This is a genomic window from Hydrogenophaga crassostreae (genome assembly GCF_001761385.1).
Lineage (GTDB): Bacteria > Pseudomonadota > Gammaproteobacteria > Burkholderiales > Burkholderiaceae_C > Hydrogenophaga > Hydrogenophaga crassostreae.
In genome coordinates, this window is record NZ_CP017476.1 from 1,006,969 (window position 1) to 1,029,991 (window position 23,023).

The 23,023-nt window shown below is 57.2% G+C and carries 27 protein-coding genes, 1 tRNA gene and 2 pseudogenes; 24 read left to right on the forward strand and 6 right to left on the reverse strand.

What is annotated here, in order from left to right; genetic code table 11:
• From hisH to hisF, 3 genes are all read left to right on the forward strand, one after another.
• The gene (gene hisH, locus LPB072_RS04825) at nucleotides 1–663 is read left to right on the forward strand and encodes an imidazole glycerol phosphate synthase subunit HisH (protein ID WP_066092330.1); all 663 of its coding nucleotides are present in this window, start codon (nucleotides 1–3) and stop codon (nucleotides 661–663) included.
• Nucleotides 664–690: 27 nt separating this feature from the next.
• On the forward strand, nucleotides 691–1,431 hold the full coding sequence (gene hisA, locus LPB072_RS04830; protein ID WP_066092333.1) for a 1-(5-phosphoribosyl)-5-[(5-phosphoribosylamino)methylideneamino]imidazole-4-carboxamide isomerase: 741 nt from the start codon (nucleotides 691–693) through the stop codon (nucleotides 1,429–1,431).
• A 131-nt stretch (nucleotides 1,432–1,562) separates the two neighbouring features.
• Nucleotides 1,563–2,342: an imidazole glycerol phosphate synthase subunit HisF gene (hisF, locus tag LPB072_RS04835; protein WP_066092336.1), complete on the forward strand. Its 780-nt coding sequence runs from the start codon at nucleotides 1,563–1,565 to the stop codon at nucleotides 2,340–2,342.
• A 17-nt stretch (nucleotides 2,343–2,359) separates the two neighbouring features.
• On the opposite strand, the gene LPB072_RS04840 is transcribed toward hisF, so the two are convergent.
• On the reverse strand, nucleotides 2,360–2,872 hold the full coding sequence (locus LPB072_RS04840) for a hypothetical protein (protein WP_066092340.1): 513 nt from the start codon (nucleotides 2,870–2,872) through the stop codon (nucleotides 2,360–2,362).
• Between the two features lie 124 nt (nucleotides 2,873–2,996).
• Between LPB072_RS04840 and hisI the strand changes: the two genes are divergently transcribed.
• From hisI to tatC, 7 genes and pseudogenes are all read left to right on the forward strand, one after another.
• On the forward strand, nucleotides 2,997–3,395 hold the full coding sequence (hisI, locus tag LPB072_RS04845) for a phosphoribosyl-AMP cyclohydrolase (RefSeq protein ID WP_197508975.1): 399 nt from the start codon (nucleotides 2,997–2,999) through the stop codon (nucleotides 3,393–3,395).
• Entirely contained in the window at nucleotides 3,392–3,772 is a 381-nt protein-coding gene (locus LPB072_RS04850) for a phosphoribosyl-ATP diphosphatase (RefSeq protein WP_066092346.1), read from the forward strand. Before hisI ends, LPB072_RS04850 begins: the two co-directional genes overlap by 4 nt.
• A 22-nt stretch (nucleotides 3,773–3,794) precedes the next feature.
• Nucleotides 3,795–4,193, forward strand: coding sequence for a DUF4870 family protein (locus LPB072_RS04855; RefSeq protein ID WP_066092676.1), 399 nt, complete (start codon nucleotides 3,795–3,797; stop codon nucleotides 4,191–4,193).
• An 11-nt stretch (nucleotides 4,194–4,204) separates the two neighbouring features.
• Nucleotides 4,205–4,567 (forward strand): histidine triad nucleotide-binding protein, encoded by a 363-nt coding sequence (locus LPB072_RS04860; protein WP_066092349.1) that lies wholly within the window; start codon nucleotides 4,205–4,207, stop codon nucleotides 4,565–4,567.
• A 117-nt stretch (nucleotides 4,568–4,684) separates the two neighbouring features.
• Nucleotides 4,685–4,917, forward strand: a pseudogene (gene tatA, locus LPB072_RS04865) (Sec-independent protein translocase subunit TatA).
• An 83-nt stretch (nucleotides 4,918–5,000) separates the two neighbouring features.
• Entirely contained in the window at nucleotides 5,001–5,480 is a 480-nt protein-coding gene (tatB, locus tag LPB072_RS04870; RefSeq protein WP_066092355.1) for a Sec-independent protein translocase protein TatB, read from the forward strand.
• Nucleotides 5,480–6,274 carry a twin-arginine translocase subunit TatC gene (tatC, locus tag LPB072_RS04875; RefSeq protein WP_066092358.1) on the forward strand — a complete coding sequence of 265 codons (795 nt, stop codon included), beginning with the start codon at nucleotides 5,480–5,482 and terminating at the stop codon, nucleotides 6,272–6,274. Before tatB ends, tatC begins: the two co-directional genes overlap by 1 nt.
• A gap of 206 nt (nucleotides 6,275–6,480) precedes the next feature.
• Here the strand turns inward: tatC and LPB072_RS04880 are convergent.
• Nucleotides 6,481–7,634, reverse strand: a pseudogene (locus tag LPB072_RS04880) (Do family serine endopeptidase).
• A 171-nt stretch (nucleotides 7,635–7,805) separates the two neighbouring features.
• Here LPB072_RS04880 and LPB072_RS22970 point away from each other — a divergent pair.
• From LPB072_RS22970 to pdxA, 3 genes are all read left to right on the forward strand, one after another.
• On the forward strand, nucleotides 7,806–7,955 hold the full coding sequence (locus LPB072_RS22970) for a DUF3149 domain-containing protein (RefSeq protein ID WP_082877001.1): 150 nt from the start codon (nucleotides 7,806–7,808) through the stop codon (nucleotides 7,953–7,955).
• Between the two features lie 109 nt (nucleotides 7,956–8,064).
• Complete coding sequence (locus tag LPB072_RS04890) at nucleotides 8,065–8,847, forward strand: Nif3-like dinuclear metal center hexameric protein (protein WP_066092364.1); 783 nt, start codon at nucleotides 8,065–8,067, stop codon at nucleotides 8,845–8,847.
• A gap of 29 nt (nucleotides 8,848–8,876) precedes the next feature.
• A complete protein-coding gene (gene pdxA, locus LPB072_RS04895) occupies nucleotides 8,877–9,917 on the forward strand; it encodes a 4-hydroxythreonine-4-phosphate dehydrogenase PdxA (protein ID WP_066092367.1) in 1,041 nt (346 codons plus the stop codon).
• A 45-nt stretch (nucleotides 9,918–9,962) separates the two neighbouring features.
• Here the strand turns inward: pdxA and mscL are convergent, their stop codons facing one another.
• Nucleotides 9,963–10,391 carry a large conductance mechanosensitive channel protein MscL gene (gene mscL / locus LPB072_RS04900; protein ID WP_066092370.1) on the reverse strand — a complete coding sequence of 143 codons (429 nt, stop codon included), beginning with the start codon at nucleotides 10,389–10,391 and terminating at the stop codon, nucleotides 9,963–9,965.
• 283 nt (nucleotides 10,392–10,674) lie between these two features.
• On the opposite strand from mscL, the gene petA reads away from it, so the two are divergent.
• From petA to LPB072_RS04930, 6 genes are all read left to right on the forward strand, one after another.
• Nucleotides 10,675–11,283 carry a ubiquinol-cytochrome c reductase iron-sulfur subunit gene (gene petA / locus LPB072_RS04905; protein WP_066092373.1) on the forward strand — a complete coding sequence of 203 codons (609 nt, stop codon included), beginning with the start codon at nucleotides 10,675–10,677 and terminating at the stop codon, nucleotides 11,281–11,283.
• Nucleotides 11,284–11,319: 36 nt separating this feature from the next.
• Entirely contained in the window at nucleotides 11,320–12,723 is a 1,404-nt protein-coding gene (locus tag LPB072_RS04910) for a cytochrome b (RefSeq protein ID WP_066092377.1), read from the forward strand.
• A 30-nt stretch (nucleotides 12,724–12,753) separates the two neighbouring features.
• On the forward strand, nucleotides 12,754–13,509 hold the full coding sequence (locus LPB072_RS04915) for a cytochrome c1 (protein ID WP_066092380.1): 756 nt from the start codon (nucleotides 12,754–12,756) through the stop codon (nucleotides 13,507–13,509).
• Between the two features lie 126 nt (nucleotides 13,510–13,635).
• Nucleotides 13,636–14,247 (forward strand): glutathione S-transferase N-terminal domain-containing protein, encoded by a 612-nt coding sequence (locus LPB072_RS04920; protein WP_066092383.1) that lies wholly within the window; start codon nucleotides 13,636–13,638, stop codon nucleotides 14,245–14,247.
• A gap of 49 nt (nucleotides 14,248–14,296) precedes the next feature.
• Entirely contained in the window at nucleotides 14,297–14,848 is a 552-nt protein-coding gene (locus tag LPB072_RS22975; protein ID WP_082877002.1) for a ClpXP protease specificity-enhancing factor, read from the forward strand.
• A gap of 11 nt (nucleotides 14,849–14,859) precedes the next feature.
• Nucleotides 14,860–14,935, forward strand: a tRNA-Thr gene (locus tag LPB072_RS04930).
• A 57-nt stretch (nucleotides 14,936–14,992) separates the two neighbouring features.
• On the opposite strand, the gene LPB072_RS04935 is transcribed toward LPB072_RS04930, so the two are convergent.
• On the reverse strand, nucleotides 14,993–15,244 hold the full coding sequence (locus tag LPB072_RS04935; RefSeq protein WP_231943426.1) for a DciA family protein: 252 nt from the start codon (nucleotides 15,242–15,244) through the stop codon (nucleotides 14,993–14,995).
• Nucleotides 15,245–15,363: 119 nt separating this feature from the next.
• On the opposite strand from LPB072_RS04935, the gene LPB072_RS04940 reads away from it, so the two are divergent.
• From LPB072_RS04940 to LPB072_RS04960, 5 genes are all read left to right on the forward strand, one after another.
• A complete protein-coding gene (locus tag LPB072_RS04940; protein WP_082877003.1) occupies nucleotides 15,364–16,305 on the forward strand; it encodes a M23 family metallopeptidase in 942 nt (313 codons plus the stop codon).
• A 300-nt stretch (nucleotides 16,306–16,605) separates the two neighbouring features.
• On the forward strand, nucleotides 16,606–19,356 hold the full coding sequence (gene secA, locus LPB072_RS04945; protein ID WP_066092395.1) for a preprotein translocase subunit SecA: 2,751 nt from the start codon (nucleotides 16,606–16,608) through the stop codon (nucleotides 19,354–19,356).
• 72 nt (nucleotides 19,357–19,428) lie between these two features.
• Entirely contained in the window at nucleotides 19,429–20,676 is a 1,248-nt protein-coding gene (gene argJ / locus LPB072_RS04950) for a bifunctional glutamate N-acetyltransferase/amino-acid acetyltransferase ArgJ (protein WP_066092401.1), read from the forward strand.
• Nucleotides 20,673–21,560, forward strand: a complete 888-nt coding sequence (locus LPB072_RS04955; protein WP_231943429.1) for an ATP-binding protein — start codon at nucleotides 20,673–20,675, stop codon at nucleotides 21,558–21,560. Before argJ ends, LPB072_RS04955 begins: the two co-directional genes overlap by 4 nt.
• 10 nt (nucleotides 21,561–21,570) lie before the next feature.
• Nucleotides 21,571–22,020 (forward strand): NUDIX domain-containing protein, encoded by a 450-nt coding sequence (locus tag LPB072_RS04960; protein ID WP_231943430.1) that lies wholly within the window; start codon nucleotides 21,571–21,573, stop codon nucleotides 22,018–22,020.
• Between the two features lie 16 nt (nucleotides 22,021–22,036).
• Here the strand turns inward: LPB072_RS04960 and LPB072_RS22980 are convergent, their stop codons facing one another.
• Both LPB072_RS22980 and zapD read right to left on the reverse strand, forming a co-directional pair.
• Entirely contained in the window at nucleotides 22,037–22,243 is a 207-nt protein-coding gene (locus LPB072_RS22980; protein ID WP_082877004.1) for a DNA gyrase inhibitor YacG, read from the reverse strand.
• Entirely contained in the window at nucleotides 22,243–22,998 is a 756-nt protein-coding gene (gene zapD, locus LPB072_RS04965; RefSeq protein ID WP_066092409.1) for a cell division protein ZapD, read from the reverse strand. The genes LPB072_RS22980 and zapD overlap by 1 nt, the downstream gene beginning before the upstream one ends.
• Nucleotides 22,999–23,023: the final 25 nt, after the last annotated feature.

The window sequence follows — 23,023 nt, forward strand, 5'->3', positions numbered from 1 at the left end:
ATGAAAACCAAGACAGTCGCCGTGGTGGACTACGGCAGTGGCAATTTGCGTTCGGTTTCGCAGGCGGTGGCGCATGTGGCCGCGGGCAGTGGCCTGAATGTGGCCGTGACCTCCGATCCCCAGGCTGTGATGGATGCCGAGCGCATCGTTTTGCCCGGTCAGGGTCACATGGCCGATTGCACGCGCGAACTGGCCGAGTCGGGTTTGCTGGATGCCGTGTTGCATGCCGCCGCCAACAAGCCTTTGTTCGGTGTCTGCGTGGGCATGCAAATGCTGCTCGACCGCAGTGAAGAAGGGCCGGCCGAGGGTTTGGGGCTGATCCCTGGCGAGGTGGTCAAGTTTCAGCTGGAAGGGCGTTTGCAGGCCGATGGCAGCCGATTCAAAGTGCCGCAAATGGGCTGGAACGCGGTGTTTCACGACCTGGGTCGAGGCCCGGCACATCCAGTTTGGGAAGGCATCGACGACGGCGCCTATTTCTATTTCGTTCACAGTTATTACGCCAAACCGATCAACCCACAGCACACGGTGGGTGAGGCCGATTTTGGCGGCCGTTTCGCCGCAGCCATTGCGCGGGGCAACATTTTTGCGACCCAGTTTCACCCCGAAAAAAGCGCCGATCAGGGTCTGGCGCTTTACCGGAATTTCCTCCACTGGAACCCCTGATTCCTCCCGTTCTGAGAACCTCTCACCATGTTGCTGATTCCCGCCATCGACCTCAAAGACGGCCATTGCGTTCGCCTCAAACAGGGCGATATGGACCAATCCACTGTGTTCGGGGAAGACCCGGCGGCCATCGCCCGCAGTTGGGTGGACAAAGGCGCGCGCCGCATCCATTTGGTGGACCTGAACGGAGCGTTCGCGGGCAAACCCAAGAATGAGCAGGCCATTCGCGCCATCTTGAAAGAAGTGGGCTCTGAGGTGGATGTGCAGCTGGGTGGAGGTATTCGTGATCTCGACACCATTGAACGCTATCTGGATGCAGGTTTGCGCTACGTGATCGTGGGTACCGCGGCAGTGAAGAACCCCGGCTTCCTGCAAGATGCCTGTACGGCTTTTGGCGGCCACATCGTCGTGGGCCTCGATGCCAAAGATGGCAAGGTGGCCACCGATGGATGGAGCAAGCTGACCGGCCACGAAGTGGTCGACCTGGGCAAGAAGTTCCAGGACTACGGCGTGGAAAGCATCATCTACACGGACATCGGTCGGGATGGCATGCTCAGTGGGATCAACATCGAAGCCACGGTGACGCTGGCGCAGGCGCTGACGATTCCCGTGATCGCTTCCGGAGGTCTCTCCAACCTTGACGACATTCGCGCCTTGTGTGCCGTGGAAGAGGAGGGTGTGGAAGGCGTGATCTGTGGTCGCTCGATCTACAGTGGTGATCTCGATTTTGAAGCGGCCCAGCAACTGGCCGACGACTTGAACGGCTGAACGCGCACCCGCGCTGCCTTCGTATCACCCTCTCAATGGGCGTCAATGGCGGACTGGCCGAGCCAGATCCGCGTTGACCGGGGTCGAGAAACCTTCTCGATCGAACGTTTTGACTCTCCGAGGACTTTGATTTGCTTGCCAAACGCATCATCCCCTGCATGGACGTGACCAATGGCCGCGTGGTCAAAGGCGTCAATTTCGTCGAATTGCGTGATGCCGGTGATCCGGTCGAAATCGCCGCGCGCTACAACGATCAGGGTGCCGATGAGCTCACTTTTCTCGACATTACAGCCACCAGCGATGGTCGAGACCTGATCCTGCACATCATCGAGGCGGTGGCTTCGCAGGTGTTTATCCCTTTGACTGTGGGTGGTGGCGTACGCTCGGTCGACGACGTGCGCCGACTGCTCAATGCCGGGGCCGACAAAACCAGCTTCAACTCGGCCGCGCTGGCCAATCCGCAAGTGATTCGTGAAGTCTCGGACAAGTATGGCTCGCAATGCATCGTTGTGGCCATAGACGCCAAGCGCAGGTTTGGGGACGATATGCTCGACCGCGGCGAAGGCTGGGACGTCTACAGCCACGGCGGGCGCAAGAACACCGGGCTTGACGCCGTGACATGGGCCAAACAAATGGCGGATTTCGGCGCGGGAGAGATCTTGCTGACCAGCATGGATCGCGACGGTACGAAATCCGGGTTCGATCTTGCGCTTACCCGGGCAGTGGCGGATGCGGTAGGTGTCCCCGTGATTGCCTCAGGTGGCGTGGGCAACCTGGACCACCTGGCCGATGGTGTTCAACAGGGTGGGGCTGACGCCGTTTTGGCTGCCAGCATTTTTCACTATGGAGAGTTCACCGTGGGTCAGGCCAAGGCGCGCATGGCCGAACGCGGTATCCCTGTCCGGCCCTGAACCCCAGGCACTCAACCTCAAGCGCCTTCTGAAGAGCCTTTATCGTGGGGCAACGCGGGCTGCTGGCGCTCCAGTCGGTCCTCTATTTGTCCCAGATTGGCGTTCAGACCGTTACCGGTGCTTTCTATGGTCTCGACAAGTGAGCTGCGCACCAAGTCCATTTTTTGAGCCAACTTGTCATTCAGAACAGCATCGCGCTCGGCTGTTTTTTGCAATTCGGCCTTCAGGTATTCGCGGAGTTCGTTAAAACGGGATGCTTCCGCTTTGTCGGCCAAATGGCGCTGCTCATTCGCATCTTTTGTGATGCGGCGCACTTCAATGGCATGGCTGGTTTGAAAGAACAGCAAGGCAATCAGGAAAACGGCGAACATGGCGACCAGCAGGCCGAGCATGACCAGGCCCAGCGGGGCTTGAATCTGGGCCATGCCCAGATCCAGCTCTGTGGTTTGCATGACGGCGTCAAAGTTGAGCGCGACAAAGCCGGCAATCACGAGAATCAGGGCGATCAGGAGCAGGGTGCGAAATCGCATGAGAAGCCTCCTCAGGCTGGTTACTTGATGTTGTTTGGTGGGCACTATTGGGGGTGCCGCAGTCTTTTCCCATAGTAACGCCAAACGCGCGGTCACTGGGCGCTGACCTCGGCGTGCATGTTAGATTCAGCCTATGAACTGGCTTGACGAAGTGAAGTGGGACAACCAAGGTTTGGTCCCGGTGATTGCACAGGAGGCCGCCACGGGCGACGTGCTGATGTTCGCCTGGATGAACCGCGAGGCGCTGCAAAAAACGGCTGAGTTGAAACGGGCCGTGTATTTCAGCCGGTCACGCAACAGGTTGTGGTTCAAAGGTGAGGAGTCGGGCCATGTGCAGACCGTACACGACATCCGGCTTGACTGTGACAATGATGTGGTCCTGCTCAAAGTCACCCAGCTTGGACACGAGCCTGGCATTGCTTGCCATACCGGTCGCCACAGCTGCTTTTACAAGCAACACGCTGATGGCCAATGGCAATCCGTAGAGCCGGTGCTAAAAGATCCCGAATCGATTTACAAATGAGTTCTGCACCCATGTCCTCCAGCGATGATCTGGCCCGATTGGCCGCCGTGATTGAAAGCCGAAAGCCGGCCAATGGCGGAGACCCGGACAAAAGCTATGTCTCGCGTTTGCTACACAAGGGCCCCGACGCCTTTTTAAAGAAAATCGGGGAGGAAGCCACAGAAGCCGTGATGGCGGCAAAGGACTGCGATCACGGTGGAGATCCGCAGTTCTTGGTGAACGAAATCGCTGATTTGTGGTTTCACTCCATGATCGCGCTGGCCCACTACGGCAAGGCGCCTTCCGATGTGATTGCAGAACTCGCGCGGCGTGAAGGGCTGAGCGGTCTTGAAGAGAAAGCGTTGCGCAAGGCCGTGGCGCGAGAAGCGTCTGAATAGGTATGTCTGAATGGAGAAACCGATGACCCAAGATCCCGATGTTCTGGACGTTCGAGTCAAAACAGACGAAGAAGCCGAATCATTGAAGACGGTTGGCTGGGTCAGCTACCTGTTGCACTTGATCGTCGCCGTGGCTGCAGTGGTGCCCGGTGCGCAGGTGGGCGCTGGCTTGTTGGTGGTGGCTTTGGTGATCGACCTGGTGAAAAAGTCGGATGCAGAAGGCACCTGGCAGGCCAGCCACTTTGCATGGCGCATCCGCACCGTGTTGTGGGCAGGATTTTTCTATGTGGTCACCTTTCCCTTGTTTTTGCTGCTGTACCTGCCCGGAGCGGTTGCTTGGGCGGTGATCTCCATCTGGTTCCTCTACCGCATCGTCAAGGGAATGGTGCGCATGAATGCCAGTGAAGCTTTACCTGAATGAATTCTTTACCCATGAGCGCTCACGATCCAAACTGCATTTTCTGCAAAATCATCGCAGGCCAGATCCCTTCCAAAAAGGTGTACGAGGACGACGAGGTTTTTGTGTTTCACGACATTCAGCCATGGGCACCCGTACACTTTTTGCTGGTGCCCAAAGCTCACATTCCTTCCATGGCCCAACTGACGCCCGAACATGAGCCGCTGATGGGGCGAATGATGGTGCTGGCCTCGCGTCTGGCTGCAGAACAGGGTTGCAACCCCTACCCGGATGGAGGGTTTCGCCTGGTATGCAACACCGGTACCGAGGGTGGGCAGGAGGTCCACCATATGCATGTGCATGTGATGGGTGGGCCGAGGCCATGGAAGCGGGGATAGACCGGCTGGGCTGGCGCCAAAGGATTTCCCTTTTGCGCAGGGGTTGAACTCTCGCCCGGGCTTAGAATCTGACAGGTCAGGCGTGAATGCGCTTTGTTACCATTTCTGGAGTAAATCATGGGTTCTTTTTCCATCTGGCACTGGCTCATCGTGCTGTTGATTGTGGTGATGGTGTTTGGTACGAAGAAGCTGAAGAACATCGGTTCGGATCTCGGCGGTGCGGTGAAGGGCTTCAAAGACGGCATGAAAGAAGGCGAGCAGGGGGGGCAGAACAGCCCGCAAAGGTGACCCAGGACGCTGCTCGCTCCACCAAAGAGACCATCGACGTCGAAGCACGTCAAAAAAGCTGATGGTTTTAGGCCAGTGACATGCATGTTTCTGGCCGAGCAGGCTGCGCCGTGCGCGGCCGCTTCATTTTCAGGACAGCCGATACATGATTGATTTGGGCATTTCCAAACTCGCCCTGATCGGTGCGGTGGCGCTGATCGTCATCGGACCGGAGAAGTTGCCTCGCGTGGCGCGAACTGTGGGCGCATTGCTGGGCAAGGCGCAGCGCTATGTGGCCGATGTGAAGGCCGAAGTCAACCGCTCGATGGATCTTGAAGAACTCAAGAAAATGAAGGATTCGGTTGAAAGCGCTGCACGCGATGTGCAGAGTTCGGTGCAGGAAAGTGCCAGCGACTTTGAAAAAACATGGTCAGAAGCCACGGCGGGCATCACCGACTACGACGCCATGGGGGGCATCGGCAGCGATCTTCACCCGGTCTACAAACGCCCCAAGAAAAATTGGCGCATCAAGCAGAAGGCCATGCCCCAGTGGTTCAAAGCCCGCGCTGGCGTGCGTACCCGCACCCAATCCGGCGCGGCTCGAGTGGCGCGCTTTCGCCCACGCCCCTCTTTTTCTAAGCGCTGATGCCCGACTCCAAAGACTCTGCCGACGAACTCGCCGGCACCGAACAGCCTTTTGTGCAGCACCTGATGGAGCTGCGCAACCGCCTGATGTACGGAATGGCCGGCTTGGCGGTGTGCATGATTGCACTGGCCATCTGGCCAGGACCAAGCGGCTTGATCGACTGGATCGCGATCCCTATTCGCGCTCACATGCCGCCCGACGCCAAACTGATCGCCGTGGGGGTGTTTTCGCCATTTTTCATCCCTATGAAAGTGTTGGCGATGACCGCGTTGGTCATCTCGCTTCCTTGGTGGATGTACCAGGTGTGGGCCTTCGTGGCCCCAGGCCTCTACAGCCATGAGAAGCGCTTTGCGATTCCTCTGATTGTTCTGGGCAGTCTGCTGGCCTATGTGGGCATTGCCTTCGTCCAGTTCATGGTGCTCGACAGGATGTTTGGCTTCATCCAGCAGTTCACGCCAAAAAGTGTGGCGGCAACCCCGGATATTGCTTCTTATGTGGAAGCCATTCTGTCGCTTTACCTCGCATTTGGCCTGGCGTTTCAGGTGCCTATTGTGGTGGTGTTGCTGGTCAAGATGAACATGGTGTCGGTGGAGAAGCTCAAGGATTTTCGAGGCTACTTTATCGTGGTGGCTTTTATTGTTGCGGCCGTTGTCACTCCGCCCGACGTGATTTCCCAGCTCGCATTGGCTGTGCCAATGTGTTTGCTGTACGAGGTTGGTATCTGGGGGGCTCGGTGGTTTGTGAAAACCACTGAGGCGCCTGAGGAAGAGGTTGCTGAGAACCCTGCCGAGTGACGACCCACTGGGCCAAGGTCCGTCAGAGGGTGAGGCAGTCTGGGCATTGCGAGGCAGCCGTTGACCGAAGCTTGAACCCCGTCTCAAGCTGCCTCACGGGCCTTGTGAATCACTTTGGCGAAGGCCGGTAGCGCGAAGGTCCGGTCTTGTTCGATTGGGTTGCGCTGCCCCGGCAAGCGCTTTGGAATGAAGCGCTTATTGGGTGCTCAGCGTTGATCTGCCTTGCCCGACAGGGTGCGCGTCCCCGGCGTCACTTCTATGCTGCTGGTGCCTGACTTGCGAACGATGTCCAGTTGCGCAGCCTTGCCCGGGGTAAGCGCTGCAACCGCCGAGAGCAACTGCGCCACGTTGTTGACCTTGCGGCCTTCCACGGCTGTGATCACGTCACCAGGCTGAATGCCTGCGTTTGCTGCAGGACCCTTTTGAAGCACGCCGGTGATGATGACGCCGCTGCCTGCTTTTAATCCGAAGGTTTCGGCCAGCTCGGGGGTCAGGTCTTGTGGCTCCACGCCGATCCAGCCCCGTGTCACCTGGCCATCACGCACGATGGCTTCCATGACGCTGCGGGCTGTAGAGGTTGGAATCGCGAAACCGATGCCCATTGACCCCCCGAGCGGGAGTAGATCGCCGTGTTGATGCCCATCAGGCGACCAGCAATGTCTACCAGTGCACCACCGGAGTTCCCAGGGTTGATGGCCGCATCGGTCTGGATGAAGTTTTCAAACGTGTTGATTCCCAACTGGGTTCGGCCTAACGCACTGACGATGCCGCTGGTCACGGTTTGACCAACGCCGAAAGGGTTGCCAATGGCGAGAACGGGATCACCGATGGTCAAGCGATCAGAGTCCCCCAGCGTGATCACGGGAAGCTCTTGGAGGTCGATTTTGAGAATGGCCAAGTCGGTTTCAGGATCGGTACCGATCACCTTGGCCGCACTCTGCCTGCCGTCGTTGAGCAAAACCTCAATCTCGTCAGCCTCTTCGATCACGTGGTTGTTGGTCAGAATGTAGCCCGCTGGGCTCACGATGACTCCTGAGCCCAGGCCTGCCTGGGGTTGGGACTGGCCCTGCTCGCCAAAAAAGAAGCGGAACCAAGGGTCGGTGCCTGCCTGCCCGGTCTCGGAGGCCTTGCTGGTGTTGATGCTGACCACTGCCGGAGAAGCGATGCGTGCAGCTGCACTGAAGTTGTTGACGCCAGCACTGGCCGTGCTCGGCACACTATCTGAAGACTCGATCACGGGAACGATCGATGTCAGAATGGGCTTGCGGTTCAGCCAGTCAGGCTTGAGCGTCGCGACGACAAAAAGCGCCGCCAGTAAAACCGTCACGGATTGGGCAAATACCAGCCAGAGTCGTTTCATGGGTGTTTTAGGGGTGCAGGTCGGCTGTATGCCTCAAGTGGCGCCAGCGCGTATTGTCCCGCAAATATGGATGGGGCTGCAGAGTTCAATCCAGTTGATGCAAGTCAATGCGCTGAAGTGGACGCCCGAGTGAAATGGGGCAATGATTCGATACAGGAATGGAGAAGGCAAATGAAAGCGTTAGTGGATCTTTTTTCAACAGACTACGGTTTGTTCAGTATCTCGGGCATCTTGTTCATGATCGGCATGGCAATATGGTTTTATCGCTTCTTCAACCGCAAGATGGATGAAGCGGAGCGGGCTCAAGGGCAAGAAAGCTGAACGTCAAAGGGGCAGGATGCCCCGGTGTCAAAATGCCAAGGCTGTGAGGGCGCGTGACTGCGTGCCTTCACAGCCTTTTGCGTTGATTCATCCATCAGGTTGCCCCCCTATGAACAGTTTTCACCTCGCCCCGGCAGTAACGCGGGACCAGTTGCTCCATTCGCTTGACACCTTGCTGCAGCCAGGTGGGTTCAAAGACTATGGACCCAACGGATTGCAGGTGGAGGGCCGCGCAGAAATTCGAAAAATCGTTTCGGGCGTCACGGCCAGCTTGGCAATGATCGACGTGGCCATTGAGGCAGGTGCAGATGCTTTGCTGGTGCACCATGGCCTTTTCTGGCGCGGACAGGATGGCCGGATCACTGGCTGGATGAAGCAGCGTCTGTCGCGCTTGCTGGCTCACGACATCAACCTGTTTGCCTACCACCTGCCCCTGGATGCCCATGTGAGTCTGGGCAACAATGCGCAATTGGCCAAGGAGTTGGGCATCGCCTTGGTTGAGGGAGCAGAGGGTCGGTTTGGAGAGCAGTCACTGGGGTTTTTGGGGCTCCGCGCCATGTCCAGTGCGGCCGCGCTGGCTGCGCATGTGCAGTCTGTATTGGGGCGCCCTGTCACGCTGGTGGCCGAACCCGATCGGCCGATTGAGCGAGTTGCGCTTTGCACCGGAGGTGCCCAGTCCTATTTTGAAAGTGCCATAGCTGCTGGCGCTGATGTTTTCATTACGGGTGAAATTTCTGAACCTCAAGCGCACTATGCCCGCGAATGTGGGGTTGCTTATATCGCGTGTGGGCACCATGCGTCGGAGCGCTATGGCGCGCCGGCGGTTGGCGCGCACGTGGCCGCTCAACTGGGGCTGGAGCATGAATTTTTCGACCTGGCCAATCCTGCCTGAGCCCCGCTTTCACCCGATTGGACCGTGACATGCCGAATCCGTTGAACCGCTTGCCCATGGTATTGACCATGGGAGATCCAGCCGGTATAGGCCCTGAAATCATCGCAGGCGCCATGATCGAACACCCCGACTTGTTGGCCAAGGAGGTGGTGGTTGCTGGTGACGTTCGGGTATTGCGGCGAGCGGGCGAGCTGGTGGCGAAAGAGAGGGGACTGGCATTGCCAGAATGGCTGGAGCTGACCGGACTGGACTCCTGGCAACCTCAGGTTGGGCGGTTGGCCGTGGTGCAGGCGTGTGAACCCGTGCGAGACCTTCAGATGGGGCAGGTGAGTGCGAGTTCGGGTCTTGCAGCGGCGCAATGTATCGAGTGGGCGGCCAATCGGGCACTACAGGGTATGGCCAGTGCTGTGGTGACTGCTCCCATCCACAAAGAAGCCTTGTCCGCGGCAGGTGTGCACCACCCTGGGCATACCGAGTTTTTTCAGGCTTTGGCGGCGGAGCACCTGGGTGTCAAGGTCGATAGCCTGCCGGTGCGCATGATGCTGAGTTGTCCAGGTCTTTGCACCGTATTGGTGAGCATCCACGTTTCATTGCGCGAGGCGATTGCTGCTGTGACATCGGCGCAAGTGTTGCAAACACTGCGCCTCACGGTGGATCACTTTCAGCGTTGTGGCCATCCTCGAGTGCGCATTGCGGTCGCGGGGTTGAATCCGCACGCTGGTGAGGGCGGGCTGTTTGGCCGGGAGGAGATCGACGCCATTGCACCTGCAGTGCAGGCAGCGCAAGCAGATGGCGTGCAGGTGGTTGGCCCGGTTGCGCCGGACACCGTGTTCATGCGCGCGCGCCGCGGCGAATTTGACGTGGTGATTGCGATGTACCACGACCAGGGTCTTATCCCTGTCAAGTTGCTGGGTCTGGATGAAGGTGTCAATACGACGATTGGGCTGCCCTTTGTCCGGACCAGTCCCGACCACGGCACAGCCTTCGACCTGGCCGGGACCGGCCGGGCAAATCCGGCAAGCCTTTGGGCTGCGATAGAAGCAGCACGGGGCATGAGCTTGCAGGTGTAAAAAAGCCGCACCCACAAGGGTGCGGCATGATTCCCGGCTTTGGGCTTACTTGCGCAGGCTGTCGCGAATCTCGCGCAGCAAAATGACATCTTCCGTTGGCGCTTCCGGTGCGGACGGTGCTGCCTCTTCTTCGCGCTTCATGCGGTTAACCTGCTTGACCATCATGAAGATGATGAAAGCCAGAATGATGAAATTGATCGCGATAGTAATGAAGTTGCCGTAGGCCAGTACGGGCACGCCGGCTTCCTTCATCGCCGCGAGTGTGGAAGCCGTGCCTTCAGGCACATCTCCCATGATGACAAAAAGGTTGCTGAAATCGATGTTGCCAAAAATGGCGCCGACGATGGGCATGATCAAGTCTTCAACCATGGATCCCACAATCTTGCCAAAGGCGCCACCAATGATGACGCCAACTGCCAGGTCAATCACATTGCCTTTGACGGCGAAGTCTTTGAATTCTTTCATCATGCTCATTTGGGAGTCCTTTTCCTGTGTCCAATGGGTATTCTGCTCAGCCCTCTGTCAACGAAGGCGGATGAATTCTTGCATGGAATGCGTAAGTATTCAGGTGAGCTTTCGGTCAAAAAAGCTCTGAGCGGGCAAAAGCCCGGGCATGTTGGCAAGTCGTCACAGGGTTTGATCGCTGGCCTCGGACTTTGTCTTGATCGAAGTCAGGTGAGCGTAGTGAGGCCTCCGGTACAATGCCGGGTTGACCCCTAGTGGATCCCCCATTCAGAAACGTCATTGAAAGAATTCCATGAGTGAAGCAACCGTTGGAGTGCCTGCTGTAGATAGCAGCCGCCGAACTTGGCTGATCACGTCGGCCGCCATGGGCGGTGTAGGAGCAGCCGCTGTCGCTGTTCCTTTCGTGAGCAGCTTCCAGCCGTCTGAGCGCGCAAAAGCAGCTGGTGCTGCAGTCCAAGTGGATATTTCCGACGTCGTACCCGGTGGTAAAAAAGTGGTCGAGTGGCGTGGAAAACCCATTTGGATCATGCGCCGAACACCTGAGGAGTTGGCCGATCTGGCCAAGGTTGAGGGCGATCTGGCTGACCCGCAGTCCGAGCGCAAGGCGATTCCAACCCCCGGGTACGCACTCAATGCCCATCGCTCAATCAAGCCCGAGTACTTTATTGCAATTGGCATCTGTACCCACTTGGGTTGCTCGCCTGGTGACAAATTCACGCCGGGCCCTCAGCCATCGCTGCCGGACAACTGGGTTGGTGGCTACCTGTGTGCTTGCCATGGTTCCACGTTTGATCTGGCGGGCCGTGTGTTTAAAAACAAGCCGGCGCCCGATAACCTGGAAATTCCTCCCCATTACTACGTGTCTGAGACCGTGGTAGTGATTGGCGAAGAGAAAGCCTGATCTGCCTGAGGCAGACAACCGACCACTGAGGCACACATGGCTGAATTCAAAGAACTCCCCCCAGGCTCGCCCGCCACGGCGCAGGTAACCAACTGGTTTGAGAACCGTTTTCCGACGGCGTTCGACGCTTATCGCGTCCACATGTCGGAGTACTACGCACCGAAAAACTTCAACTTTTGGTACATCTTCGGCTCGCTGGCACTCCTGGTGTTGGTGATACAGATCGTGACCGGCATCTTCCTGGTGATGCACTACAAGCCGGACGCCAGTCTGGCATTTGCCTCGGTTGAGTACATCATGCGCGATGTGCCTTGGGGCTGGCTGATCCGCTACATGCACTCCACTGGTGCTTCCGCATTTTTTGTTGTTGTGTACCTGCACATGTTCCGTGGCCTGCTCTACGGCTCTTACCGCAAGCCGCGCGAGCTTGTCTGGATCTTTGGCTGCGCCATTTTCCTGGTCTTGATGGGCGAAGCCTTCATGGGTTACCTGTTGCCATGGGGTCAGATGAGCTACTGGGGCGCTCAGGTGATCGTGAACCTCTTTTCCGCCATTCCGTTTGTTGGTCCTGATCTGGCCTTGCTGATCCGTGGTGACTTCGTGGTGGGTGACGCCACCCTGAACCGCTTTTTCAGCTTCCACGTGATCGCTGTGCCACTGGTCCTCCTGGGTCTGGTGGTAGCGCACTTGCTGGCCTTGCATGACGTGGGTTCCAACAACCCCGATGGCGTGGAAATCAAAGCTACCAAGAACGATAAGGGCATTCCACTTGACGGGATTCCCTTCCACCCTTACTACACGGTGCACGACATCTTTGGTGTGTCGGTTTTCTTGATGGTGTTCTCGGCGATCGTTTTCTTCGCTCCCGAACTGGGCGGATATTTCCTCGAATACAACAACTTCATTCCAGCCGATCCGCTGGTGACCCCGTTGCATATTGCACCAGTCTGGTATTTCACGCCTTTCTATTCCATGTTGCGCGCCATCACTGGTGAAATGGTGTACGTGCTGATGGCCTGCGTGGTGTTGGGTGCGGTACTGGGCGTGGCCAAGGCCAGGATCAGTGGCGTGCTGAAGATGGCGGTGGTCGGCGCTGCAGTTGTGGCTGTTGCTCTTCTCTGGGCCATTGACGCCAAGTTCTGGGGCGTGGTGGCCATGGGCGGCGCGGTGGTGATTTTGTTCTTCCTGCCATGGCTCGATTTCAGCCCGGTGAAGTCCATCCGCTACCGCCCTGACTGGGTCAAGTGGCTTTACGTGGTATTCGTGATCAACTTCCTGATCTTGGGTTACCTCGGGGTTCAGCCTCCTTCACCGGTGGGTGAGCGTGTGTCTCAGGTCGGCACGCTGTTTTATTTCGGCTTTTTCCTGTTGATGCCATGGTGGAGCCGTTTGGGCGAGTTCAAGCAAGTGCCCAGCCGCGTGACCTTCACGCCTCACTAAGCCCCAATCGAGCAACGGAGCGTCATACAAATGAAAAAAATTCTTCTGAGCTTGGCTTTGGCCCTGGGTCTCTCCTCTGCAGCACTGGCATCCGGCGGCGGCTTCCCATTGGACAAAGCTCCCAACCGAACCAACGACATGGCAGCACTGCAAAACGGTGCCAAACTGTTTGTGAACTACTGCTTGAATTGCCACTCGGCCGCATTCATGCGTTACAACCGGCTGCGTGACATCGGACTGACCGACAGCCAGATCGCGGAGAACCTCACTTTCACCACCGAGAAAATTGGTGACACCATGAAGGCTTCCATCGATCCGAAGCAAGCGAAGGAGTGGTTTGGCGCAAATCCGCCAGATCTCACGGTCGTCGCACGCTCGCGAGCCGGTGCAGGCGGTTCGGGTGCCGACTATCTCTACACGTTTCTGCGCACCTTTTACCGCGATCCCGCGCGCCCCACGGGATGGAACAATCTGGTGTTTCACAATGTCGGGATGCCTAACCCGCTGTGGCAATTGCAAGGCGAGCGCGAGCCTGTTCATGCCAAGGTAGAAAGTCACGGCGTTGAAGCAGAAGTGGTTACCGGCTGGACGCCTGTCAAGGCTGGCACCATGAGTGAAGCCGAGTTCAACAACAATATTGGTGACCTTGTCGCTTACATGCAATGGATGGGCGAGCCAGCACAAAACCAGCGTGTTCGCCTGGGCGTGTGGGTGTTGTTGTTTTTGGCCGCGTTCACCCTCGTGGCGTGGCGCTTGAATGCTGCTTTCTGGAAAGACGTCAAGTAATCCAGGTTCCGTTCTCTCCGGACATGCGCTGAAAGCTGGCGGTGCCCGGGGTTCACAGTGGCAGGCTCTTCGCCGCAAGCCGGCGGTTGGGCTGGTCACTGTTTTTGCATTTTAGGAGACTTACCCATGATGGTTTTGTATTCGGGCACCACTTGCCCTTACTCGCACCGCTGCCGCTTCGTGTTGTTCGAAAAAGGAATGGACTTTGAAATCCGCGATGTGGACTTGTACAACAAGCCAGAAGACATCAGCGTGATGAATCCCTATGGGCAAGTACCCATTCTGGTTGAGCGCGACCTGATTCTGTACGAGTCGAACATCATCAACGAGTACATCGACGAGCGCTTCCCGCATCCGCAACTGATGCCTGGTGATCCGGTTGACCGGGCCCGCGTTCGGCTGTTCTTGCTCAACTTTGAAAAAGAATTGTTTGCGCACGTGTCTGTTTTGGAGGCGCGCGCGAGCAAGGGTAACGAGAAGGCTCTGGAAAAGGCCCGGTCGCACATCCGTGACCGTTTGACCCAGTTGGCTCCCGTGTTCCTGAAGAACAAATTCATGCTGGGAGACAATTTCTCCATGTTGGATGTGGCCATTGCTCCTTTGCTTTGGCGTCTGGACTTCTACGGCATTGAGCTCAGCAAGAACGCTGCGCCCTTGTTGAAGTACGCAGAGCGGATTTTCTCCCGTCCAGCTTATATTGAGGCACTGACGCCCTCAGAGAAGGTGATGCGTAAATAAAGCAAGTCCCGGGGGCTCCTGCCGTCGGCCTTCTTGTCTTCTTTGCACCATGAATTTATCTGACCAAAACAGTCCTTCTACACGGCCCTACCTCATTCGCGCGTTGCACGAGTGGTGTAGTGATAACGGGTTTTCACCTCACCTTGCGGTGCAGGTGGATGCGTCTGTGCAAGTGCCTATGGAGTTCGTTAAAGAAGGTGAGATTGTTCTCAACGTCGGAGTGGATGCCACCAGCGGGCTGAGACTGGGCAACGATTTCATCGAGTTCAAGGCCCGTTTTGGAGGTGTGGCCCGAGAAATAGTGGTTCCTGTTGACCATGTTGTAGCGATTTACGCGCGTGAAAACGGGCAGGGCATGGCCTTTCCCTCGCCTCCTCCTGCGTTGCTCACAGCGGTCACATCCGACTTACCGGATTTGCTTCAATCGCCATCGGCCACCGCTGGCGATAGCAATAGCGCTGATGAACCAGAAGAGCGTTATGTGTTGCGTGTGGTTCCTGTTGAGCCCGGCCCCGAAGAGTCGGGTGACGGCGACGAACCGCCCCCGTCAACTCCGCCGCCGCGTCCAGGTGGCAGACCGGTATTGAAACGGGTCAAGTAGAATTCTCCCGCGCCGCTTTAGCTCAGTTGGTAGAGCAATCGCCTTGTAAGCGATAGGTCGTCTGTTCGAGTCAGACAAGCGGCACCAAATTCAAAGTCGACTTCCCTGCAAACCCGCAATAGTTCTTCTTGAGCCCATCCGCTACTAAGGTGGCTTCACTTGGACTTTGATTCGAATCGCGGTAACCTGTGCACCGTTTTGGGTCAAAAGGCGGAGAAGAACGGGCAGCAGCTGACGGACCTTGGTAGAAACGGCGGCATTGCTGACCAGCAGGCACCATGTGCCCTCATCCAGCGGGCCGGCCTTGATATGGCGGCGCAATGGGGCCGGGATCAGGTGTTGAATCTCGCTCAGGTAGTTTTGAGATATCCGAATGCGCTCCGTCAGCAATGCCAAATGGGGTGCCGCGCCTGCCGCCTGCTCTAGGCTGAAGATGTTGGACCTGAAGACCGAGCTCATTTGATGAGTTGCCGTGCCACGAATGGCACCGCCAGTAAATTGTTGAAGGAAACGCAGTGCACATCATTATCACGGACGCATGGCTGGCTCGCAGCCAAGCGCTTCACCTGAGTGGTGCCAAGCTTCTTGCCGCGGCAGCTGTCGCTTCAGTGATGACGATGCTTGGTGCTGTGGCGCTGTACCACTGGGTGTTTCTCGAAGGCGTGCGCCAAAGCTGGCCGGGTTTTGTTCCCATGGCGAAAATGGTGACCCAGGGTGAGGTCGATTCCAAAGAGCTTTACATGCGAGAGAACCTCGATGCCATGGCGAGAAAGCTTGGTGAAATGCAGGCCCGCATGATGCAAATCGACTCCCTGGGTGAGCGGGTCGCTGGTTTGGCAGGTTTAAAGCCTGAAGCCTTTAAGGCAGAGCCTGCTGGGTCGGGCGGTATTTTGGTTGGCGGCCATCCCATCACGGTTGAAGAACTTCGCTCTGCGATGGGGGAGCTGGACCAGCGCACGGAGTCGAGAGTCGATTGGCTGACTGCTGTGGAGTCGCGCTTGTTTGACCAAAAAATGCAGCGCAGCCTGATTCCGACTCAGGAGCCCGTGTTGGGCGCCAGAGTAGGCTCGCCTTTTGGCTACCGCATTGATCCCATAACGGGAAACACGGCGCTGCACACCGGTTTGGACTTTCCTGCCGATACGGGTACACCCATATACGCAGCGGCAGGCGGTGTGGTAATTGTTCAGGAGCTCCATCATGCTTACGGCAACATGATTGAAGTTGATCATGGGAACAACCTGATCACGCGGTATGCCCACACCTCCAAGGTGTTCGTGAAGAAGGGCGACATCATCAAGCGGGGCCAAAAAATCGCTGAAGTCGGTTCAACGGGACGTTCAACCGGGCCCCACTTGCATTTTGAGGTGTGGGTGGCGGGCGTGGTACAAGATCCCCGACCCTTCCTTAACGCCGGCGAAAGCCTGGCCGCTACCGAACTGGCCAAAAAGCGATAGCGTTTCCTTGCCCTGCCTAAGGCGGGCGTGGCTTCCATGCCAGAAACTGCCCATGCAGACATCCCTCAATGGATTGGCTGGGTTTTGTTGCCACAAGTTTGTTCTTGAGAGCCTCCTCGAGATAGCTGCTCTGAGGTCTTGGAAGAGCGTGCCAGTTAAAATGCGCGTTTTGCTCTTGAAAGAGCGACGTTCACCGGCACATAGAAATAGCTTCGTTGTGCCAGCGTCGCTGGCAGGGGCGTTCCGACACTTTTTCCGGCTCAGTTGCTTCTTTTGAGGTTGCGGGCTTGGTTTGCACGTATGGCCACAAATATCCTCACAAAAATCTTCGGCAGTCGCAACGATCGATTGCTCAAGACCTACCGAAAAACGGTGGAGCGCATCAATGGCCTGGAACCGGAGTTCGAAAAACTCAGCGATGACGAGCTGAAGGCAAAAACCGCCGAATTCAAAAAACGGGTAGCGGAAGGCGAGTCACTGGATTCGGTATTGCCCGAAGCTTTTGCCGTGGTCCGAGAGGGCAGCAAACGCGTCATGAAAATGCGCCACTTTGATGTACAGATGGTTGGCGGTCTGGCGCTGCACCATGGCAAGGTGGCTGAAATGCGCACGGGTGAAGGCAAAACACTCACCGCAACCCTACCCGTCTACCTCAACGCACTGACTGGCAAGGGTGTGCACGTAGTGACTGTGAACGACTACCTCGCAAGTCGTGATGCACAGTGGATGGGGAGCCTGTACAACTTTCTCGGTTTGACGGTGGGGATCAACTTGCCACAGGCGCCACGCGAAGAAAAACAGGCCGCCTATGCCTCGGACATCACCTACGGCACCAACAACGAATACGGCTTCGACTACTTGCGCGACAACATGGTCTACGAGACCACAGATCGAGTGCAGCGCTCCTTGAACTTCGCCATTGTCGACGAGGTCGACTCGATTTTGATCGACGAAGCCCGAACGCCCCTGATCATCAGTGGCCAGGCAGAAGATCAGACGCCGGTGTACACAGCGATCAAGGCGTTGGTGCACCACCTCGTCCGACAGGAAGGGGAGGCCGACCCGCGCACAGGCGAGGGCGTGATCAAGGCCGGCGACTTTACAGTTGACGAGAAAGCCCACAGCATTCACATGACCGAGATGGGACATGAGCATGCAGAAAAGTTGCTGAGTCAAGCGGGCCTGTTGCCAGAGGGCGCATCGCTCTACGATCCCTCAAATATTGCCTTGATGCACCATTTGGTGACCTCGCTCAAGGCCCACCACCTGTACCACCGCGATCAACACTATGTGAACCAGGGTGGTGAAATTGTGATTGTTGACGAATTCACCGGTCGCCTTATGTCGGGGCGCCGCTGGAGCGATGGGTTGCACCAAGCCGTGGAGGCAAAGGAAGGCGTTGAAATTCAGCCTGAGAACCAGACGCTGGCTTCTATTACATTCCAGAACTACTTCCGCCTCTACGGCAAGCTATCCGGAATGACAGGAACCGCCGATACCGAGGCGTACGAGTTCCAGGAAATTTACGGCCTGGAGACTGTGGTGATTCCGGCCAACCGACCCAGCAAGCGTGATGACCAGCTGGACCGGGTGTACAAGACAACACCTGAGAAGTATGCAGCGGCGATTCAGGATATCCGGGAGTGTCACGAACGTGGTCAACCAGTTCTGGTGGGCACATCGTCGATCGAGAACTCGGAAATCATCGCAGAGCTTCTGGTCAAGGAAAAGCTGCCGCACGAGGTGCTTAACGCCAAACAGCATGCACGTGAGGCCGACATCATTGTTCAAGCGGGCCGCCCTTCGGCCATTACCATCGCCACCAACATGGCTGGGCGTGGGACCGACATCGTTCTGGGTGGCAATCTGGAAAAGATGATGGCTGCTGTCGAGGGCGACGAGACGCTCGACGAGGCCGCCAAAGCGGCTCGAATGGAGGCTGTTCGCGCGCAGTGGCAACAGGACCAGGACAAGGTCAAGGCCTTGGGGGGCTTGCGCATCATCGCCACAGAGCGCCATGAGAGCCGCCGAATCGACAACCAGTTGCGTGGCCGGTCAGGCCGGCAGGGCGACCCTGGTTCCTCGCGCTTCTATTTGAGTCTGGATGATTCGCTGATGCGGATTTTTGCGGGCGATCGCGTGCGCGCGATCATGGACCGCTTGAAGATGCCCGAGGGGGAGGCAATCGAAGCGGGCATGGTGACCCGCAGCATCGAGAGCGCGCAGCGCAAGGTGGAGGCTCGCAACTTCGATATTCGCAAGCAGTTGCTTGAGTACGACGACGTGTCGAACGATCAACGCAAGGTCATCTACCAGCAGCGAAATGACATTCTTGATGCAGAGTCGCTGCGTGCCCAGATCGATTCGTTGCGTGAAGGCAGCTTCACCGACATAGTGCAACAGTTTGTGCCCGAAGGCAGTGTTGAAGAGCAGTGGGACTTGGCCGGGCTCGAGAAAGTATTGAAAGAAGAGTGGGCGGTTGACGCGCCGGTGCAATCGTGGGTGTCGGAGGCAGAATCCATAGATGCCGAAGAAGTCAAAGAACGGGTCTTGACAACAGCCAAGATGGTTTTTGATGAGAAGGTGACTTTGGTGGGTGAGGAAAACTTCACCCAGTTTGAACGCATGGTGTTGCTCCAGACCATCGACAGCCAATGGCGAGAGCATTTGTCTGCGCTGGATTACCTGCGCCAAGGCATCCACTTGCGTGGCTATGCACAGAAGCAGCCCAAGCAGGAATACAAGCGTGAGGCCTTTGTGTTGTTCGGACAGCTGCTTGACAGTGTGAAAAACGATGTGACGCGGGTGTTGATGAATGTTCGCGTGCAATCGCCTGAGCAGATCACCGAGGCTGCCGAGCAGATCGAGCAGAGCGCTGAGAGTTTTGGGCAAGTGACCTACACCGCACCAACTGAAACTGGAGAGGCGCAGAGTACCAGCGAGGCAGAGGCGGTCGCTGCTGGCGGTGACCTGCCGCGGGTTGGACGCAATGAGCCCTGCCCCTGCGGCAGCGGAAAAAAATACAAGCACTGTCACGGGCAACTGACCTGACCTGATGTACACGCCTGCTTGAGTGAGCATGTCAGGCGGCGATCACTTTTTTTGAACGACCACGGAGTTGCTATGCCAGTTTTGCTCAACGCGCCACAAAGCCAGGACCTTTTCTCGGTGCCTGGTGTTCGTATCGGCGTGGCGGAGGCGGGCATCCGCAAGGTCAATCGAAAAGACCTGACCGTGTTTTTGCTGGACGAAGGCTGTGCCGTAGGCGCCGTGTTTACGCAGAACCGTTATGCGGCGGCACCTGTACAAGTGTGTCGCGAGCATCTGGCTACAGGCCAGGGCATTCGCGCCATGGTCATCAACACGGGCAATGCGAATGCTGGCACGGGCGAGGCTGGCTTGTCAGATGCACGCCAGACCTGTGCTGCGTTGGCAAGGGCTCTGGGTTTGCAGCACGAGCAAGTGTTGCCGTTTTCGACCGGCGTGATCATGGAGCCTTTGCCCGTGGAGCGGCTGCTGGCAGGTCTTCCAAAAGCCATTGAACTGGCTGCGTCGCCAGAGGCCTCCTCACCTGCCCGTTGGCTGACCGCGGCAGAGGGCATCATGACGACAGATACCTTGCCCAAAGCCAGCAGCGCGCGATTTGAGCTGGATGGGAAGCCTGTAACCGCTACAGGCATCTCAAAGGGAGCGGGAATGATTCGCCCAAATATGGCCACCATGCTGGGGTTTCTGGCCACAGATGCTGTGGTTGCTCCAGCGCAGATGAGCGCTCTGGCACGCCGCGTGGCTGACAGCTCCTTCAACCGAGTGACAGTGGATGGGGATACCTCCACCAACGACTCCTTTGTTGTCATGGCGACCGGGAAAGCTCGCAATTCCGAAATCACCGATCTGGACAGTGCCGAGGGACAGATTTTGGTTGCCGAGTTGACCAAGGTCGCTCGCCAGTTAGCGCATGCCATCGTGCGTGACGGTGAGGGTGCGACCAAGTTCATGACGATCCAGGTCGAAGGCGGGCGCACCGTAGCTGAGTGTTTGCAAGTGGCTTACGCCATTGCACATTCACCTTTGGTCAAGACGGCGTTTTTTGCCAGCGACCCGAATCTTGGACGCATCTTGGCGGCGGTTGGTTACGCCGGCATTGCCGATCTGGATGCCCGGTTGATTGAGTTGCACCTGGGCGATGTGCATGTGGTCACGCGTGGTGGACGGCATCCTCAATACAGGGAAGAGGACGGGCAGCGTGTCATGAAGGAGGCCGAAATTCTGGTGCGCGTCGGACTTGGGCGAGGACACGCGACCGATACGGTCTGGACATGCGATTTCAGCCATGAGTACGTAACCATCAACGCCGACTACCGTTCATGAGCACCGAGGCGGTAATGGAGCGGCTGTTGGCGCGTGCTGAACAGCTGTTTTCCCGGATTGAAGCGGTATTGCCGCAACCTTTGCGGGCGCCCGATTGGGGGGCTTCCGTGGCTTTTCGTTACCGCAAACGCAGCAGTGGGCACGGGATTTTGGAGCCCGTTCGCGACGTGGCGCTGATGCGTTTGAGCGATTTGCAGGAAATCGATGGGCAAAAAGACAAGATCGAACGCAATACTGCTCAGTTTGTTCAGGGGCTGCCCGCCAACAACGTTCTGTTGACTGGGGCTCGCGGTACGGGCAAGTCGTCTTTGGTTAAGGCGTGCCTCAATGCATACGCTGATCAAGGGCTGCGCCTTATTGAGGTTGACAAGTCGGACCTGATGGACTTGCCCGATATTGTTGATGTGGTCGCTGACCGTGATGAGCGGTTCATCGTATTTTGTGATGACCTGAGCTTTGAAGACGGTGAGCCTGGCTACAAGGCACTGAAATCGATTCTCGATGGAACGATTTCGGCGGCGGGGCAGAACGTGCTGATCTATGCAACCAGCAACCGCCGACATCTTCTGCCCGAGTACATGAAGGAGAACCTTAGCTACACGCATACCGATGATGGCGAGGTGCACCCGGGAGAAGTGGTCGAAGAGAAAATCTCTCTTTCCGAACGGTTTGGTCTGTGGGTAAGTTTTTACCCATTTAGCCAAAGCGAATATCTGGGGATTGTTTCCCAGTGGCTGGCATCGTTTGGCGTCGACCCCGTGGCCGCCGAGGCTGCTCGCCCACTGGCACTGGTTTGGGCTCTTGAGCGTGGCTCTCGCAGCGGGCGAGTGGCCTACCAGTTTGCGCGAGACTATGCCGGAGCGCACGCCTCGCAGCTGGCATGACAGGTACGCTGTGAATCAAGCTGTTCTGCTGGTCGACGGCGAATTGAGCAGGCAAACTGATGGCAAACGCAATGTCGTCGAGGTTGCGGTGGGCGTGTTGATTGATAAATCTGGTCGATTCCTTTTGACTTCGCGACCGCCGGGTAAAGCCTATGCGGGCTATTGGGAGTTTCCTGGGGGGAAGCTTGAGGTGGGGGAGTCGGTCGAGCAAGCACTGCGCCGTGAGCTTCAGGAAGAAATCGGTATCACTATCGGAGTCCCTGAGGCGTGGCGGGAGCAGCTTGTGGACTATCCACATGCACTGGTGCGGCTGCACTTTTGCAAGGTTCGCGAGTGGTCAGGGCGCCTTGATATGCGCGAAGGGCAGGCATTCGGTTGGCAATCCTTGCCTGTGGCATGCAGCCCCGTATTGCCTGGCACGGTTCCCGTGTTGACCTGGCTGGCTGAAGAGCAAGTCTGAGGTTGCCTTGTGGCCCTCAGCTATTCTCAAAATCAGGGTCGTTGTTGGGTGTTTCTTCTGGCAGTGAAAACTGCTCGCTCGCCCACGCTCCGAAGTCGATATTTTTGCACCGTGCGCTGCAGAAAGGTCTGGATTCGTTGCTGCTTGCATAGGGGCTAGGTCCGCCGCAATGTGGGCAGGGGACTGTTCTTGCTTCTGGCTCAGGGTAGGTCGCTTGTGGCATTACGAGCAGAGGGTCAATTCGAAGGCTCCCTCGGCGGCTGCAGGGTGGAGACGGCCATCTGCCCCCAGCTTCATCAAGCGCACGGAAACCATTAAGCGGTTGCCGCTGATTTCAGGAATCATCTCAAGCTTGGGATCAATACCCAGTCGCAGCAATTGAAAAGTACGACCCTGGGGGAGGTTTTGTTGAAACTGGCCGTTGGGTGCGATGACCTTTTGTGGTGAACCGGAGTCCCGCAGCATGCGCATCAAGAGCGCAATGGCCTCTGCAAGTGGCGCAAGACACTGAACCCATTGTTGCAAGTCTGTCTGGCGCTGCGCGACGCTTTGGTGTTGCCACTCAAAATAGGCTGGCAGGTCAAATTCGCAGGTGCCCGCAGGAATGCTGATCCGGCTGCGGATGCTCATCAGCCAGTCGTTTTCTGTGAGCGCTTGTCCGGTCTTGCCATTCAGCCCGTTGAGCTCCGCAAAGCATTGGTCTAGCTGAGCCACGACCTGATCCAGGGCGCGCTCAGAAATGGCGGGGTTACCACGGTAGCTGTTGAGCTGGAGCTTGTGGCGATCGATGTCTTTCAGTACATCGGATTTCATGTCCGCCCGTGACGCCACATCCATGATTTCAAAGATGGTCTGTATGGCGAAATGGTGGTCCAACGCATGACTTCGTGGCAGCAACTCTTCCAGCCGCTGAAACAAGTGCTCCAGCCTGAGATAGGTGCGGATGCGTTCGTTGAAAGGGTATTCGTACAGGATCACAGCGGCAAGTGTTGGCGCAAAGGAG

Coding starts and splice junctions, on each gene's coding strand:
- LPB072_RS04890 (WP_066092364.1), top strand. CDS start 8,065: ATGAACAGTTTTCACCTCGCCCCGGCAGTAACGCGGGACCAGTTGCTC.
- LPB072_RS04855 (WP_066092676.1), top strand. CDS start 3,795: ATGACCCAAGATCCCGATGTTCTGGACGTTCGAGTCAAAACAGACGAA.
- LPB072_RS04920 (WP_066092383.1), top strand. CDS start 13,636: ATGATGGTTTTGTATTCGGGCACCACTTGCCCTTACTCGCACCGCTGC.
- LPB072_RS04850 (WP_066092346.1), top strand. CDS start 3,392: ATGAGTTCTGCACCCATGTCCTCCAGCGATGATCTGGCCCGATTGGCC.
- tatC (WP_066092358.1), top strand. CDS start 5,480: ATGCCCGACTCCAAAGACTCTGCCGACGAACTCGCCGGCACCGAACAG.
- LPB072_RS04860 (WP_066092349.1), top strand. CDS start 4,205: ATGAGCGCTCACGATCCAAACTGCATTTTCTGCAAAATCATCGCAGGC.
- mscL (WP_066092370.1), bottom strand. CDS start 10,391: ATGAGCATGATGAAAGAATTCAAAGACTTCGCCGTCAAAGGCAATGTG.
- LPB072_RS04915 (WP_066092380.1), top strand. CDS start 12,754: ATGAAAAAAATTCTTCTGAGCTTGGCTTTGGCCCTGGGTCTCTCCTCT.
- LPB072_RS22975 (WP_082877002.1), top strand. CDS start 14,297: ATGAATTTATCTGACCAAAACAGTCCTTCTACACGGCCCTACCTCATT.
- secA (WP_066092395.1), top strand. CDS start 16,606: ATGGCCACAAATATCCTCACAAAAATCTTCGGCAGTCGCAACGATCGA.
- petA (WP_066092373.1), top strand. CDS start 10,675: ATGAGTGAAGCAACCGTTGGAGTGCCTGCTGTAGATAGCAGCCGCCGA.
- tatB (WP_066092355.1), top strand. CDS start 5,001: ATGATTGATTTGGGCATTTCCAAACTCGCCCTGATCGGTGCGGTGGCG.
- hisH (WP_066092330.1), top strand. CDS start 1: ATGAAAACCAAGACAGTCGCCGTGGTGGACTACGGCAGTGGCAATTTG.
- LPB072_RS04910 (WP_066092377.1), top strand. CDS start 11,320: ATGGCTGAATTCAAAGAACTCCCCCCAGGCTCGCCCGCCACGGCGCAG.
- LPB072_RS22970 (WP_082877001.1), top strand. CDS start 7,806: ATGAAAGCGTTAGTGGATCTTTTTTCAACAGACTACGGTTTGTTCAGT.
- LPB072_RS22980 (WP_082877004.1), bottom strand. CDS start 22,243: ATGCCACAAGCGACCTACCCTGAGCCAGAAGCAAGAACAGTCCCCTGC.
- hisA (WP_066092333.1), top strand. CDS start 691: ATGTTGCTGATTCCCGCCATCGACCTCAAAGACGGCCATTGCGTTCGC.
- LPB072_RS04840 (WP_066092340.1), bottom strand. CDS start 2,872: ATGCGATTTCGCACCCTGCTCCTGATCGCCCTGATTCTCGTGATTGCC.
- LPB072_RS04955 (WP_231943429.1), top strand. CDS start 20,673: ATGAGCACCGAGGCGGTAATGGAGCGGCTGTTGGCGCGTGCTGAACAG.
- argJ (WP_066092401.1), top strand. CDS start 19,429: ATGCCAGTTTTGCTCAACGCGCCACAAAGCCAGGACCTTTTCTCGGTG.
- pdxA (WP_066092367.1), top strand. CDS start 8,877: ATGCCGAATCCGTTGAACCGCTTGCCCATGGTATTGACCATGGGAGAT.